The sequence below is a fragment of the Mesorhizobium sp. 113-3-3 genome (genome assembly GCF_016756495.1).
Classification (GTDB): domain Bacteria; phylum Pseudomonadota; class Alphaproteobacteria; order Rhizobiales; family Rhizobiaceae; genus Mesorhizobium.
This window is the reverse complement of record NZ_AP023243.1, coordinates 6696109-6710882: the sequence shown is the minus strand read 5'-3', so window position 1 is coordinate 6710882 and position 14774 is coordinate 6696109. Positions and strand designations below refer to the sequence as shown.

Here is a 14774-nt window from a genome sequence, read left to right as displayed (position 1 = left end):
TTTAAGCATTGATGCGTAAAATTAGCCTGAAACGCAGCTTTTCTGCAAGAATATGGCAATCTTACTGAAGACGGCGTCGGCGCCAATGGTACTGTTCTGACTACGAATTCAACAATTTATCCACAAAGGCACCCATGAAAGTCTCCGGCATTGACAGCGTTAGGGTCGAGAAGGACCTCGCGTTCGCGGTAACTGAGTACCAAACTCGCCTGAAGGCAGTTCGTGAAGGTATTTTGAGCCGAAACCTTGACCTGCTCGTGGTGACGGTCCCCGAAAATATGCTGTACTTGAGCGGATACACCACGCTGGGCTACGCTTCGGCGCAATACCTGCTCATCCCGATTGACGATGAGCCGCTTCACCTGACCCGAGGCATCGAAGAGGTTAACGTCCGGGCCTTTTCCTGGATCGACAGAAGCGCGAGCTACATGGACCACGAAGTCCCGCTCGAACTACTTGCACAGACGCTCCGTGACCTGGGTTATGCGAAATCACGGATCGGGTTCGAAAAAAAGTCGTGGTTCTTCACTATCGCGGATTATGAAAATCTCAAGTCGCTACTTCCAGACGCTCAGTTCGAAGACGGATCAATGATCGTCGAAGCGATCCGTGTAGTCAAATCAGACGCCGAGCTGCAGTACATCCGCCAGGCTGCCAGGATCGCGGAGGCTGGCATGAAAGCTGGCATCGGTCAGATCCGTGCAGGAGCCAATGAAAATGATATCGCCGCTGAGATCCAGCGAGAAGTCACGCTGAAAGGTAGTGAATACCCCGGCTATCCGCCGTTCGTGACTTCGGGTGTTCGAACCAGCTATGCGCACGGCACTTGGTCGGGGCGCGTTCTCCGAGAAGGCGATCCGGTGTTCCTCGAGCTGTCCGGAACCGTGAGGCGTTACAGCGCGGCGCTCATGCGCGCCTCGGTAGTCAGTCCGTCAAACCGTGAACTGGAAAAAATGGAAGATGTTTCCCGCCGCGCGCTGGAAAACATGATCGATGGCATCCGACCGGATCGTCCGCTCGGCGAGGTCTGGAGCATTTGGTCTGACACGGTCAACGCGGGGGGGTACGAAGGTCGCTTCAAGCGTACCGGATATTCGATAGGTATCAACTATCCACCGGATTGGGGCGAAGGACACATTTTGTCCTTCAAGCGCGGAGAGACCCGGCTGTTGCAAGCCAATATGACCTTCCACATTCCGTCGATGGTCAAGGCGTTCGGCTTCGCGGATGTCGGCACCAGCGAAACGGTGCGCGTAACCGAAACAGGCTGCGAGATGATCACCAACTACGAACGGAAGCTCTACGTTCGATAGCATCACGACGACCGCCGCACTTGGCGGAGGCAATCTCGTCATCCAATTGGATACCTCTCGCTGGTCTGAGCACGATCTGCGGGAGAGCTTTTATGCTCAGCAACCAGCAGCGTGAAACGGCCAATTTGGATCGACCGGGTCAAACCGGGGGACTGCGGACATTCGCGACCCTCTTCCTAATGTCACGCGCGCTGGTGCTAAGTAATGCCGATCCAGGCTTACGACTTGCTGGGTAGCGAGCGACAAGTGTCGTTGCTATATGCAGTGATTTCAGTGATGGCGCTGATCGGCACTCTTTTTGTGCCATCTATGATCGATCGCGTCGCCCGGAAATGGGGCTTATACCACTGGCGCAGGTCTCTCATCGGAGCCGTGGCAATGTGTACCTCGACGAACCAGCGCTGGGTGGAGTTCGTGTCGGAAGTGCTGGCCGCCGGTTCCGTTTTTTAGCAGCAGTAGATTGACTTCACTTGTGAGTGGACACATCGCGATCAGCATGCGGGTAGCGCGGGAGCCCCATGCCTCGCCGACCGGACGACCAGCTGCTGATGGCGGACACGTAGCTATCGCGGCCGAAAACCGGGAGTACATCGTGCGAGGCAATCCGCCCAGAACACCTTGTGAAGACCTGACGGCCGCTTCGCGAGGGATGCCTCGATATCTGTTCCGCGGCCACCGCACGCCGTACCGTCGAAGAATTGAGGATCGAGTACGACCCGCACCGCCTTATACGAGTTTGCGTGGCTCACCCTAGCGGGACAACATTAGTCAGGTTCGCGCAGTAGAGGGCTGAACCAACGTGTTCGCCTGCTCTAATTTAAGGTTGGCGAAGAAGATGCCGATTTTCTGCGTAGACAGCTACCGAACGCCGAATATCCGCGTCTATCCCGGAAGATTCGCGCGAACTGCTCGTTCGACGCTGCTATCTTCGCCAAGCGGGCGCTGAGTGGTTCGTTCCCCGCAGCCAGGTGGACGGACAGTCATGCGCGGCTACGCGCGGTCGAACCCACACTGTGTTGAGTATTGCAAGCGGATTTGAGGCGTCGCAGATGGCGGCAGGTTGCGATCCAAGGTCTGATAATGGGACCGTCACGACGGTACGCCCGAAATTCGGTTGGGGCGAAAATGATGTTTCGCACGAGTAGTTGCGGGGGACAAGGATCAAGAAGCTGCCCGGGTACAACCGGGACTTTATGTGCAAAGGACCCGACTTACGCCACCTCCCAAGGCGTGCCAGCCCGGCAGCGAGCTTGGTCTCCTGTCGGGCTGGTTTCATGCAGTGGCGGCAACTCCTCGCTGTAGAGCGATGTGACAAATGTAACATGAGCAAAGGGCAGATTGAATGAGCAGTTTCGCGGGCCGAGACGCGGATCCAACGACCCTTGCGCCGCTCAAAAATCGAACCTTTCGTTCTATCTGGCTCGCCACCCAGGTTTCTAGTCTCGGCTGGTTGATGCAGATTGTTGCCATCAGCTGGCTGATGGCAACGGTCTCGACTTCCGATTTGATGGTAGCGCTGGTTACGGCGTCATCGACGTTGCCAGCCTTCGTTCTGTCCGTATTCGCCGGGGCCATCGCCGACAATTTCAGCCGTCGCCGGGTGATGTTCGCTGGCCGCTGCCTGATGGTAATAGCCTCTGCGATGCTGACCGCTGCTGTGGCGCTGGGCTTTGTCAGTCCGTGGATGATCCTCGGCTTGACCTTCTTGATCGCGTGCGGCGGTGCTCTCAATGATCCCGCCTGGCTAGCCTCGGTTGGCGATATGGTGAGCCGACGCGAGGTTCCCGCTGCCGTTACCCTCCTCTCCGTAGGTTTTAACGCTGTCCGGACCGTTGGCCCGGCACTCGGCGGCATCGTGGTTGCCTCTTTTGGCCTCCTGACAGCTTTCGCCGTAACCACACTTAGCTACCTGGTACCTCTAGGCACGGTATGGCACTGCAAGTGGAAGGTTCGCTCCTCGCCTCTACCGCGTGAGTCGATGAGGACGGCGATCTATGACGGGCTCCGCTTCACGGCCATGTCATCGGAGATCAAGGCGGCGATCGCCCGCGGAACCCTCTTTGGCCTGGCGAGCGTCGCCATACTCGCGCTGCTGCCCCTGGTTGTCCGCGATCAGCTTGGAGGCGGACCGCCCGCCTATGGCACTCTAATGGCCGGCTTCGGGACGGGCGCCGTCATAGCCGGCATCTCAAATAGCCTATTGAGACGGAACTTGAATGTCGTGCGTCGCCTGCGCGGCGTGCTCCCTTTCCCTTGCGTTGACCTCTTCGAGTGCAGTGGCCGGAATTGCGCTCGCCTTGGGCGGCGCGGGTTGGGTCACTGCCTGGTCCGGGCTTGACGTGAGTGTGCAACTGGCGAGCCCGCGCTGGGTCGTGGGGCGCACCATCTCGATCTACTATGCCTTGGCAGATGGCGGCATGGCCGCCGGCAGCTGGGTGTGGGGTATGGTGGCGCAGAACCATTCCCTCACCTTGGGGCTGGAGGGTTCCGCAGGTGCTCTGTTGCTCGTCGCTGCATCGGGCGTCCTGTTTCCTTTACGCGAACGCGGCGGCCCGAGCCCGATCCATTGAATGAATTCGACGCACCGGCAATCTCGCATCATCTTAAGCCGAGAAGCGGTCCCATCGTCGTCAAGGTAGAATACTTGATCCCTGAAGAGAACGTCGGGGCCTTCCTGGAGCTCATGCGCGAGCGTCGGCACGTGCAGACCCGCGTCGGCGCAAGGCATTGGACACTGCAACGCAACCTCCAGAGACCCGTGCAATGGACAGAAACATTTAGCACGCCGACCTGGACAGACTACCTTCGTCTGAACCATCGCCTCACGACAGCGGATCAGGAATTGGACAAGCGTTTTCTGGACTTGCACATTGGCGAATTTCCACCTCAGAAGACGCTTTTGATCGAGCGTTCCACAGGCCAGACTCGCAAGCCCGAGCAATCGACGCCTTATTTTCCACGCCACTGATCATGCACAGCTTGTGTTCGGCGTCTAGGAATCTGACACAAACGCACCGGCGGCTGCAGCGTAAAGTGCTCGTGGTAAAGGAAACCGCGACGGCGCGCCTACCGGAGAGTTCCTCTCCGCTGGCAGGATGCTCTTCGCGAGGTCCAAGCCTAGAGGACTACCTCGAGATGCAATACCTCCGCATAGGCGGGATCTGATAGCTTGGAAGCAGTGCTCAGCCGACAGACGCGGTAATCTGCTTCAACCTCGCGGCAGCAAATTGCAATTGCTCGATGAAGAGAAAAAACTCCTATATGCTTTACGCCCATGCCGCCAGAAACACAAAGCAGTAGGAAGGCGGCCACACTATCGCCGTGCCAAAGGATTGCAATTCCGGCCGGGAGTCCGGTGCATCAGCCGTAGTCGGGTAAAATCGGCGCGCGCTAACTTGTTGTATGACAGCGGGCTTTCCTGAACTCGCAAAGGACTGCCAATTATGGCCAAACCTTCTGCAAAGCAATACATCAGCGGACTAACCGCGATGGGAGTCATCGTTTTAGCCTACGTTCTGATAGGTATCACCGTCCGACTGAACTCACCGGATCATCAGCTGCCAGTCCGCGAAGAAACGGGTTCAGCGAACACAACAACATCGCGGTCGATACCAGGCACTGCTCCCCTAGGCGAGCACGTTGGAGTGGACTGGCCCCTCGGTTCCGGCCATTGAGAAGCTAGGGAGCGCCATCGGAGGGGCCTTAGCCCGAGCAGCTTTCGGGCTCGACAACATGTGGTGGCGAAGCCCACGCTCGCTCCCAGAAACGCTTCTATGGTGTGAGCGGCGACCGTGCCGGACCGCATGCAGCCTGGTCAGCGCCTCCATGCTGCGATGCGAACGGTGCCGCGGCAACCACAAGCTCTTGAAGGCACAAGAGGTCAGGGATCAGGGAGAGCCCAGGAAGTCGCGCGCTGCCTCGGCCCTACGGAAACCAAATTCCGCACTGATCTAGCAGCTGCGCCCCACGCCGCGTATGAGACTAAATTCGGACATTTTGACCTTTGGTATGCGTAAACACCCCGAAAATTGCAGGAATTATGCTTGAGGCCGACAGAATACCTCTACCGCCCTTCGCCGCTGCAGTTTAGCCTCTAAGAACTTGATAGCTACCGAGAAATTGATCCGGGGAGTCTATCGTCGGTAGCATTTAAAGGAATTGAGATGGATATCCTCGAAATTGGTCGCAAGGACAGAAACGCCGTTCTGCATCCTTTTACACAGCTCAAGGATTTCGCGAGCGGTAAGCTGGGCGAGCCCACAATCGTGGAGACCGGCAAGGGGATCAGAATCCAAGACGCCCACGGAAACGAGCTCATCGACGGGTTTGCCGGCCTCTATTGCGTCAATGTCGGCTATGGCCGAACGGAAGTGGCGGATGCAATTTCACGCCAGGCTCACCGTCTCGCGTACTATCACTCCTACGCCGCCCATACCACTGACGAGCTTGCGATCCTGTCCGACAGGCTCGTTAAAATGGCGCCCGGCAAAATGAGCAAGGTCTTCTATGGCATGTCGGGTTCGGACGCGAACGAAACTCAGGCAAAGCTTGTCTGGTACTACAACAATCTTCGAGGCAAGCCGACCAAAAAGAAGATCATATCGCGTGAGCGCGGATACCATGGCTGCAGCGTGGTTTCCGGCTCGATGACTGGCATGAGCTTCTACCACGACCACATGGACCTTCCGTTGCCTCAAATCGTCCATACGGGTGTACCGCATCACTATTGGGGCGGCCAGCCTGGCGAAACCGAACTTGAATTCTCTGCGCGGCGTGCAGAGGAACTTGACCAGCTGATCGAACGGCTCGGACCCGACAACGTCGGCGGTTTTATTGCTGAGCCAGTGCTTGGGACCGGCGGCATTACGCCGCCGCCAGAAGGTTACTGGCAGGCGATTCAGCCGGTACTCAGCAAGCATGATGTGTTGCTGATCGCCGATGAGGTTATTACCGGGTTCGGCCGTACCGGCTCGATGTTCGGGTGCCTCCACTACGGGATCAAGCCGGACCTCATCACGGTAGCGAAGGGCTTAACCTCAGCTTACTTCCCGCTCTCCGCGGCGATCATCAGCGAAAAGGTCTATAAGGTGCTCGAAGAGGGCGCCGACCGCGTCGGAGCATTCTCCCATGGTTATACCTACTCTGGACATCCGATCGGCGCGGCCGCGGCCAATGCAGTCCTCGACATCGTCGAGCAGGAAGACTTGCCCGGCAACGCCCGCGATGTCGGCGCTTTCTTCCAGGCTCAGTTGCAGGAAAGGTTCGCGCAGCTTCCGATTGTGGGAGAAGTTAGAGGCGTCGGGCTTATGGGCGCAGTCGAGTTCGTTGCTGACCGTGACAACCGCAAGCGGTTTGACCCATCACTGAAAATTGGCGCGCGGATCTCGAAAGCCGCCCGGGAGAGGGGATTGATTGCGCGTGCCATGCCTCACGGTGACATTCTGGGCTTCGCACCACCGTTGGTCGCGACGAAGGGCGAAGTGGAAGAGATTGTCGCGATCGCAGAAATGGCTGCCCGCTCTGTCATGGACGAGCTTGCGCGCGAAAGGTTTGAAGCTTTGTAAGGTCCCGCCATCTCCCTTGGTCGGCACGCTCCAGCCGGTCGAGGGAACATGAGCTGATCGCTATTAGAAGGTTAGACCAATATGCCAGTTCTCGACCGAGTTGCCGCCATACAAAAAGACATCGTGGAGTGGCGCCGAGACCTCCATGCCCATCCGGAACTCGGCTTTGAGGAGAACCGCACCGCGACTTTCGTGGCAGAGCAGCTACGCGCGTTCGGTTGCGACGAAGTGACAACCGGAGTTGGCAAGACCGGCGTTGTGGCTGTTATCAGAGGCAACCACGCGGTACCCGACGGTAGGACCAAGGTCATAGGTCTGCGTGCGGATATGGATGCATTACCTATCCACGAAACGACCAACCTGCCCTACGCGTCGAAGCATGAAGGCGTAATGCACGCCTGTGGTCATGACGGGCATACTGCTATGTTGCTTGGCGCCGCAAAGTGCCTCTCGCAAGACAGAGATTTCGCGGGCACTGTTGTGTTGATCTTCCAACCGGCTGAGGAGATTGGGGCAGGGGCTATCGCGATGCTCGAGGATCGCCTGATGGATCGGTTTGAGATCGAGCAGATTTACGGCATGCATACATTGCCCGGACTGCCGATTGGCACGATCGGCATTAGGGCCGGTGCTGTAATGGCCGCAACGGACAGCATCGAAATACGGATTGAAGGCCGCAGCGGTCATCCGGGCAGGGCACATCTGGCTATTGATGCCATTATGGTGACGGCTCAGCTTCTCAATTCGCTACAGCAGATCACCTCACAGAATGTAAATGCTCTCGAAGCCGCCAATATGACGTTTCAGGAAATACACGGCGGCGGCACCCACAGGGTCATTGCTGAAAAAGTGGAGCTGCGTGGTAGCTTGCGCACCTTATCCCCGGATGTACATCAACTGATCAAGAATCGGGTGCGGGAAGTGGCATCCGGCGTCGCCCTGGCTAGCGGAGCAAGGATTGACGTGAAATTCGAGCCAGACCACGGATGTGTCTACAATAGCCCGGCTCAGACGGCAGTTGCACTCACAGCTGCCCAGGAAATCGTCGGCAACAATATCGAGGAGACCCCTCCGACCCTCCTGGGTGAGGACTTTGCGACAATGTCACAGGTACGGCCCGGCACTTTCGTGTTCTGTGGTAACGGAGACAGCGCTGCACTTCATCATCCGTCGTTTGACTTCAATGACGAGTCGGCTGCTTACGGGACATCCTACTGGTTAAGCCTTGTCGAAAAAATACTGGGCGAAGATACTTTCAGGGTGGCTCAACCATCACGTATCGTATAAAACATTAGGGCGGCAGCGGCGATTTTTTCTGATCAGCGTTATCGGTTGAGGACTTCAAACGAGCTTGGTTTGGCGCTCATACTTCGCGCGTGCCTTCTCGGCTTTTGTAAGCTGCAGCACGGCGTGCGCCTCGCGCCACATGGCGGCTGATCTCGTGGAGGTGAAGCTGCATGGCCGCGGTGTCGGCAAACGGCAGCGCCATGGCTACTCCCTTGACGAGCAGCCGCCAATGCTGCCTGATTCGGGTCTTCCACTACTGGACCAATATGCAAACCGGATTTGATGCCGCCTAATGGGAAGACAATCTCCTGGCATCCGAGACAACTGCGTGATTGGCATGACTCCTATTCGCCAATTGGCACAGCACCTTGGTGCGTTCCATAGCGACCATCGTGCTAAATTTCTTTATATCGGCATTCTCGAAAAAAAAGCGGCGGGTCAACGCCTCGTACTCCACCATACCCGCTTACGGAGATTACAAGAACGAAATCGGTTTCACCCGTCACATTATATGCGCACGTAATCTCGGGTGTTCGTCGAACGGCTTGCTTGAAACGATCAAGGATATCTGTGCGATCGCGTTCGAGATTGATATACACCAGCATGAGCATTGGCCGGCCGACGGCTTCGGGCGAAACTATAGCTACGTCAGCTTCGATGATTCGCTCGCGCTGCGCTAATGCCAAAAGCTCCGCGCCGGCGCGTCGCTTCACCCGCCCAAAGCATACATAAACGGGGCACAGCGGCGTCCAAATGGCGCTGTGCGTGCCTTGCCTCAAGGGCATTTATCTTTTGGCGGCAGGGGATGAGGATGGCATATGCTCCTCGAACCAACCAACAACTCGCGCCGCATAATCTAAGATGGCCGGAAAGCTTTGTACGCCATGCCCCTCCTCGGGGTAGACGACGACCACCGAATCTATCCCATACTCACGCAGTGCTGAATGAAATTCGAGCGCTTGGGTGGGAGGCGTACAGGCGTCCAGTGCACCGGCAATGTTCAGAGTAGGCGTTCTTATGCGTATTCCGACGAAGCCGGCCATCGATTCCGATTTGAAGCCGGCCAGTCATTCCGATTTCATTCCGGCCGGTGTTCCGATTTGAAGCCGGCCATTTTTCGGACTGATCCTGGGTCTCGTTGATGTTTGGATTGGGTTTCGTTTCAGGTCAAGCTTGCGCTGTTTCAGAGGCTCTTGGCGAGCGCTGTTTTCGCATGCTTTCACCGGTGAGATCGATGCGATAGGCGTTGTGAACGAGGCGGTCCAGGATGGCATCGGCCAGAGTTGGGTTTGCAATGATCTCGTACCAGCGATCCAGGGGCAGCTGGCTGGTGACGATTGTCGATCGGCGTTCGTAGCGGTCTTCAATGATCTCAAGCACATCACGCCGCTGGTCATCATTGAGTTTTTCGGGTCCCCAGTCATCGAGAATGAGAAGGTCGGTTTTGGCGAGTTGCTTGAGGATCCGGCCATAACGTCCGTCGCCTCTCGCGAGGGCAAGCGTGGCGAACAGGCGGGGAACGCGGTGATAGGCGACGGAGAAATCCTCTCGGCAAGCTTTGTGGCCAAGCGCACAGGCCAGCCAGCTCTTGCCGACGCCCGCCGGCCCGGTGATGAGAAGACTGTGATGCTTTCTGATCCAGTCGCAGCCGGCGAGCGCCATGAACAGATTGCGATCAAGACCGCGTGCGGCACGAAAGTCGGCATCCTCGATCTGTGCGTCATGGCGAAGTTTTGCAGCCCTGGCGCGGGCTTCGAAACGCTTCTGGCGGCGCATGGTAGCCTCGCGCTCGAGCAGCATGGCAAGCCATTCGCCATGCTCGAGGCCGCGTGCTTCGGATTGTGCGTCGAGCTCCTGGAAGGCGGTGGCCATGCCATGAAGGCCGAGTTCGCGCAGCATGTCGATGGTCGGATGGATGAGCATTGGTATGTCTCCTCAATGGAAGTAATCGGGGCCACGCAGATTGGCGTGATCGACGATGGCGGTCGGTTCGGTGGAATGCCTTGCGGCCTTGTGATTGGCGATAAGCGAGGCGATGCTCTTGCAGTTCAGCCCACCGATCTCGACAGCGCGGGCTGACACGGCTTCGGCGCGGTCGCGTGTGATATCGCGAAACAGGCGAAGGACACCCAGGCATGTCCGAAAGCCTTGTTCAGGATGTGGGCGGCTGGCGAGGATTGCGACAACCAAGCCTTCCGTCTCGGGCCCGACGGATGCGGCCCAGCGACGGAAACGATCCGGCGTCCACTCGGCATATCGCCGGTGGGAGCTGGGCATATGATCCGGATCCGTCCCATGACGAGGGCCGCCATAGCGGCGCTGATGGACGGCAATGCGCTTGCCGCGGTGGAAGATCTCGATGGTGCGTGCCGTTGCTCTCAGATCGACTTGCTGGCGAATGAGGCTGTGCGGCACGGAATAAAAGAAGGTCTTGAACTCGACGTGGTAATCCGTCGAGACGCGGGCCAAACGCCACTCGGCGAATTCGTAGTCTTTGCTCGGAAGGCTTGCGAGCGCAGCACGCTCGACGCTCTCAAACAATTGCCGGCGACTGACGCCCAGCCGACGCATGACGTGATCATTGATGCGATCGAGTGCCTGGCGAATGGCGGCATTGGCCTCGGCCAGCGAGAAGAAGGTCTGGTTGCGCAGCCGCCCCAGAATGCATGACTGGGCGAAACGCACGCCGTTCTCGACTTTCGATTTGTCCTTCGGCCGTCGCGGCCGTGCCGGAAGAACGCCGACGCCATAATGGGATGCCATCATGCCGTAGCTGCGATTGATCTCGGGATCGTAGAAGCTGGCGCGGCTGACACCCGACTTCAGATTGTCGGGGACGATCAGTCGGGGAACGCCATCAAAAAAACGAAACATCCTGACGTGCGAACCAATCCAATCAGGTAGTGTCTGGGTCCAGGTTGCTTCGGCATAGGTGAAGCTGGACGCTCCCAAGACCGCCACAAAGATCTCCGCCTCACGGAGCTCGCCGGTGTCTCGATCAACGATCGGGATCTTCTTGCCGGAATAGTCGACGAAGACCTTGTCGCCGGCGGCGTGTTCCTGGCGCATCGTCGGCGAAAGCCGCTGTTCGAAGCTGCGAAAGAGCTCGCAGAACCGGCTGTAGCCATATCCGTCGGGATGACTTCCTCGATACTCTTCCCACAAGATGAGGAGCGTGACGCCCGGCTTCTTGAGCTCGACGGCAAGATCGGCCCAGTTCGGCTCTGCGCGCCGCCGCGTGCCCTGTTTGACGCCATTGCGAGCGAAGAGTTTGTTCTCAAGCGCGTCATCGGTCAGCTCGCCTGGCAGGGGCCAGCTCAACCCGATTGCCGCTGCGCGCCGCAGATTATCCTGCACCGTACTGCGTGCTATTCCCAGCACGACCGCAATCTCGCGGGAGCTGGTCCCGCTTCCGGCAAGCCGAAGCATTTGTCTCAACTGTCTCATGGTCAGCCTTCTCTTTGCCGGCATCAAAATGTCCTCGTTCATCGCGAGGTAATTGATGCCAAAGTTGCTGACCCAGGAGGTAATCTTCAGTGCCGAAAACCGGCCGGTCTTTGGTTGGAATGGTGGCCGGCTTCATACCGGAATGGTGGCCGGTGTTTGATCGGAATGGCGGCCGGCTTCACGTCGGAATCCGCAGTAAGCGGTACTCCGCTGGCACCTGGAGATAAAATTATGGATTTGTTGTCGATGAGTAATAGCCTTGGTGGACACTGCAGTTGTGCACAATTGCGGTCGTCACGCCTTCATGGTTACCGTCATTGAGAGCGAGATCGAGTTAGGACAGGCCCGCATTCGATGACCAACGGAACGGTAAGTTTTTACAACGACAATGCAGATGATTACGCTGCCCGTGAGCGTGGACCGAATCCTAGACTGTTTCCCTTTCTGCAACGCTGCAAGGCAGCGGGCAAAGTACTGGAATTAGGAGCTGGCGGAGGCGTTGATGCCGCCGCGATTATCAAAGGCGGCTTCGACTTGGATGCCACCGATGGCTCTTCGGAACTCGCGGCAATAGCCACGCGCCGACTAGGTCGGCCAGTCAGAACGATGCTCTTTGACGAGCTTGATGCCATTGACGCTTATGACGGTATCTACGCCTGCGCATCTCTGACCCATGTCCCTAGACCCAATCTCCAGGGAATAATCGAGAAAGTCTACCGAGCTTTGACACATGGCGGAGCCGCTTGGGCCAGCTTCAAAACCGGAGTCCGTGAAGGCACAGATGCTCTCGGCCGTTACTACAACTATCTTTCCGCAGACGAATTGATCGCAGTCTGGCGCGAAGCCGCACCATGGCGCAATGTCGAGATGGAGTCCTGGTTGGGAGGAGCTTACGACAGCAGGGCAACCTCGTGGGTAGCTATCACTGCAATCCGGTAGCGTCCGATTAGGCTGGCTGCCGTGACGGATGGGGATTGCTTTGTAAGGCGGGATATTTCCAAGGCAACAGCTCATCAATCCGGCTCTGCTTGTGGCCGTGGACGATGGCGGTAAGCGTGGCGGCCAGGTAGGTCTGCGGATCAACGGCATTGAGCTTGCAGGTCTCAACGAGCGAGGCGATGGTGGCCCAGTTTTCGGCTCCGGCGTCATGGCCGGCGAAGAGTGCATTCTTCCGATTGAGGGCTATCGGCCGGATGGTTCGCTCGACGCTGTTGTTGTCGATTTCGATGCGGCCGTCAGCGACGCGGGCACGGTGATGAACGAGCCATGTTTCCAATTCGGCTACCAGCGAGGCTGATCGTTCCTGTCGCCCGGCGAGGCGAGCCTCCGGATGAAGGCCGCGCAATTCGGCTTCGATCCGGTAGAGTTCGCCGATCCGTTTGACGCCGTCCTCGGCAATCGGTGCTGCTCCGTTGCGGGTGATCTCCACCAGCTTGCGGCGTGCATGGGCTCAACAATAGGCAAGCCGAATGTCCGCGCCAATCCGGTCTCGTGCAATCAGCCGGTTGTATCCGGCATAGCCATCGACCTGCAGAATGCCCGAGAAGCCCTGCAATATCCGTTCGGCATTAATGCCCCCGCGACCTGGCGCATAGGTGAAGGCAACGCCTGGTGGCGCACCACCGCCCCATGGACGATCATCACGAGCCAAGGCCCAGAAGTATCCGGTCTTCGTTTTACGGGAGCCGGGATCAAGCACGGGGGCACGGGTCTCGTCCATGAAGAGCTTGCTCGAACGCTTCAGGTCGGAGATCAGCGTATCAAAGACAGGACGCAATTCGAAGGCGGCCCGACCGACCCAATCGGCAAGCGTGGACCTGTCGAGATCAATGCCCTTTCGGCTCATGATCTGAGCCTGCCGATAAGATGTTGCGCACGGAATTATGCTGCGGAGGCTCCAGTTCTCCCTAAGTTCCAGGCGATTCCAGGGAATCTCCGCAACATAACTTTCTGAAGTCAAATTGCATTCAGGAACGCCATTACACCCTTGTCCTGCTTCCAAGGCCGGTCTGGCCCCGAAGCCGCTGCATCGCACAGCGCCATCGCTTTTGCCTTCATCTCGAGATCGATTTCGGCATAGATGTTGGTGGTCTCAAGGCTGACGTGTCCGAGCCATGCGCGTATGGTGTTGAGGTCGACACCTGCCTGCAGCAGATGACAGGCGCTTGTGTGACGGATCACGTGCGGCGTGATTGCTCTTGCGGCAAGCGTTGGTACGCGCGCCGCGCATCGCTCGACGAGCCGATAGACACCGAACCGCGTATAGCGCTTGCGATGGCGGCTGATGAAGACGGGGTCACCGTTTGCGCGTCCTCGAACGAGCTCGCCAAGCGCCTCTTCCGTGCGTGGCCACAGTGGGCATTGCCGGATTTTGTCGCCCTTGCCGCAAAGGGTGACGAGTGCATGTTTGTCGCGGTGTCGGCCGATCTGGAGATTGTCGACCTGCAGTCTTGTCGCCTCCGAGACCCGCGCCCCGGTGTTGTAGAGGAATAGCAACAAGGCGTGTTCGGCCCGCCCCCGCAGCGTCTGGCGGTCGGGAACCGCGAGCAGGGCCTCCATCTCCTTCCTGGTCATCCACGAGATCGGCTGCGGTGCAGCCTTCTTCGTTGCAATGGAGCGGATCTGCGCACACCAGGCGAGACGGGCGGGATCACGGCTGGCGACGAAGCGGGCGAAGGATCGGATCGCTGTCAAGCGTTGGTTGCGGGTCTGCACCGAACAGCCGCGGTCCTCCTCAAGATGGGCAAGGAAGTGCAGCACGCGTGATGGATGGATATCCTCGACATCTAGGCGGTCCGCTGGTTTGCGGACCTTGGCGCTGATAAATGGCAGCAGCAGCGTGAAGGTGTCGCGATAGCTCTTTTGCGTGTTGCGGGCGAGACAGCGCTCAGTGACGATGTAATCAGCCAGGAAGCGCCGGAGCCAGGGGCCGAGCGTGCGGGGATCACCCATGGTCTCCTCCATTGACGTAGCGGTCGAAGCAGACCGACGCCTCGTGTAGGAGCTCCGGCGTCATGGACAGGTAGACACTTGTGTCGTCCAAGTTGGCGTGGCCGAGATATGTCGAGAGCGCCGGCAGCAGCCGTTGCACATCTGCGCCCTGGCGATACCAGGACGTCAGCCGATGCACGGCCGCGGTGTGTCGAATATAGCGCGACAATCT

General features: G+C 58.1%; 10 protein-coding genes and 2 pseudogenes. 6 read left to right on the top strand and 6 right to left on the bottom strand.

The genetic code is table 11. The features are described from left to right. Positions 1 to 134 precede the first annotated feature (134 nt). The 5 genes and pseudogenes from JG746_RS32270 (at position 135) to JG746_RS32250 (ending at position 8164) form a co-directional block, all read left to right on the top strand. Entirely contained in the window at positions 135 to 1313 is a 1179-nt protein-coding gene (locus tag JG746_RS32270) for a M24 family metallopeptidase (protein WP_027056470.1), read from the top strand. A 204-nt stretch (positions 1314 to 1517) separates the two neighbouring features. Continuing rightward, entirely contained in the window at positions 1518 to 1763 is a 246-nt protein-coding gene (locus tag JG746_RS32265; RefSeq protein WP_202324233.1) for a hypothetical protein, read from the top strand. Between the two features lie 892 nt (positions 1764 to 2655). Next, positions 2656 to 4281 (top strand): annotated as a pseudogene (locus JG746_RS32260) (MFS transporter). Positions 4282 to 5476: 1195 nt separating this feature from the next. After that, on the top strand, positions 5477 to 6877 hold the full coding sequence (locus tag JG746_RS32255; RefSeq protein WP_446720277.1) for an aminotransferase: 1401 nt from the start codon (positions 5477 to 5479) through the stop codon (positions 6875 to 6877). Between the two features lie 81 nt (positions 6878 to 6958). After that, the gene (locus JG746_RS32250; protein ID WP_051355523.1) at positions 6959 to 8164 is read left to right on the top strand and encodes an amidohydrolase; all 1206 of its coding nucleotides are present in this window, start codon (positions 6959 to 6961) and stop codon (positions 8162 to 8164) included. A gap of 395 nt (positions 8165 to 8559) precedes the next feature. Here JG746_RS32250 and JG746_RS37770 read toward each other — a convergent pair whose 3' ends face one another. The 4 genes from JG746_RS37770 to istA form a co-directional block, all read right to left on the bottom strand. Next, a complete protein-coding gene (locus JG746_RS37770) occupies positions 8560 to 8769 on the bottom strand; it encodes an Lrp/AsnC ligand binding domain-containing protein (RefSeq protein ID WP_342215835.1) in 210 nt (69 codons plus the stop codon). A gap of 180 nt (positions 8770 to 8949) precedes the next feature. Further along, positions 8950 to 9207: an alpha/beta hydrolase family protein gene (locus JG746_RS37910; protein WP_202324231.1), complete on the bottom strand. Its 258-nt coding sequence runs from the start codon at positions 9205 to 9207 to the stop codon at positions 8950 to 8952. A gap of 124 nt (positions 9208 to 9331) precedes the next feature. Further along, positions 9332 to 10087 carry an IS21-like element helper ATPase IstB gene (istB, locus tag JG746_RS32235; protein ID WP_202324181.1) on the bottom strand — a complete coding sequence of 252 codons (756 nt, stop codon included), beginning with the start codon at positions 10085 to 10087 and terminating at the stop codon, positions 9332 to 9334. Between the two features lie 12 nt (positions 10088 to 10099). After that, the gene (gene istA / locus JG746_RS32230; RefSeq protein ID WP_446720276.1) at positions 10100 to 11611 is read right to left on the bottom strand and encodes an IS21 family transposase; all 1512 of its coding nucleotides are present in this window, start codon (positions 11609 to 11611) and stop codon (positions 10100 to 10102) included. Positions 11612 to 11965: 354 nt separating this feature from the next. On the opposite strand from istA, the gene JG746_RS32225 reads away from it, so the two are divergent. Next, positions 11966 to 12550 (top strand): class I SAM-dependent methyltransferase, encoded by a 585-nt coding sequence (locus tag JG746_RS32225; RefSeq protein ID WP_202324228.1) that lies wholly within the window; start codon positions 11966 to 11968, stop codon positions 12548 to 12550. Positions 12551 to 12557: 7 nt separating this feature from the next. On the opposite strand, the pseudogene tnpC reads toward JG746_RS32225, so the two are convergent. Both tnpC and JG746_RS32215 read right to left on the bottom strand, forming a co-directional pair. After that, positions 12558 to 13475 (bottom strand): annotated as a pseudogene (gene tnpC, locus JG746_RS32220) (IS66 family transposase); the annotation flags it as partial. Between the two features lie 92 nt (positions 13476 to 13567). Next, a complete protein-coding gene (locus tag JG746_RS32215; RefSeq protein WP_127248644.1) occupies positions 13568 to 14563 on the bottom strand; it encodes a tyrosine-type recombinase/integrase in 996 nt (331 codons plus the stop codon). Positions 14564 to 14774: the final 211 nt, after the last annotated feature.

Bases quoted from the DNA above. Each gene is read 5' to 3' on its own strand.
- JG746_RS32270 (WP_027056470.1), top strand. From the start codon at position 135: ATGAAAGTCTCCGGCATTGACAGCGTTAGGGTCGAGAAGGACCTCGCG.
- JG746_RS32265 (WP_202324233.1), top strand. From the start codon at position 1,518: ATGCCGATCCAGGCTTACGACTTGCTGGGTAGCGAGCGACAAGTGTCG.
- JG746_RS32255 (WP_446720277.1), top strand. From the start codon at position 5,477: ATGGATATCCTCGAAATTGGTCGCAAGGACAGAAACGCCGTTCTGCAT.
- JG746_RS32250 (WP_051355523.1), top strand. From the start codon at position 6,959: ATGCCAGTTCTCGACCGAGTTGCCGCCATACAAAAAGACATCGTGGAG.
- JG746_RS37770 (WP_342215835.1), bottom strand. From the start codon at position 8,769: ATGCTGGTGTATATCAATCTCGAACGCGATCGCACAGATATCCTTGAT.
- JG746_RS37910 (WP_202324231.1), bottom strand. From the start codon at position 9,207: ATGGCCGGCTTCGTCGGAATACGCATAAGAACGCCTACTCTGAACATT.
- istB (WP_202324181.1), bottom strand. From the start codon at position 10,087: ATGCTCATCCATCCGACCATCGACATGCTGCGCGAACTCGGCCTTCAT.
- istA (WP_446720276.1), bottom strand. From the start codon at position 11,611: ATGAGACAGTTGAGACAAATGCTTCGGCTTGCCGGAAGCGGGACCAGC.
- JG746_RS32225 (WP_202324228.1), top strand. From the start codon at position 11,966: ATGACCAACGGAACGGTAAGTTTTTACAACGACAATGCAGATGATTAC.
- JG746_RS32215 (WP_127248644.1), bottom strand. From the start codon at position 14,563: ATGGGTGATCCCCGCACGCTCGGCCCCTGGCTCCGGCGCTTCCTGGCT.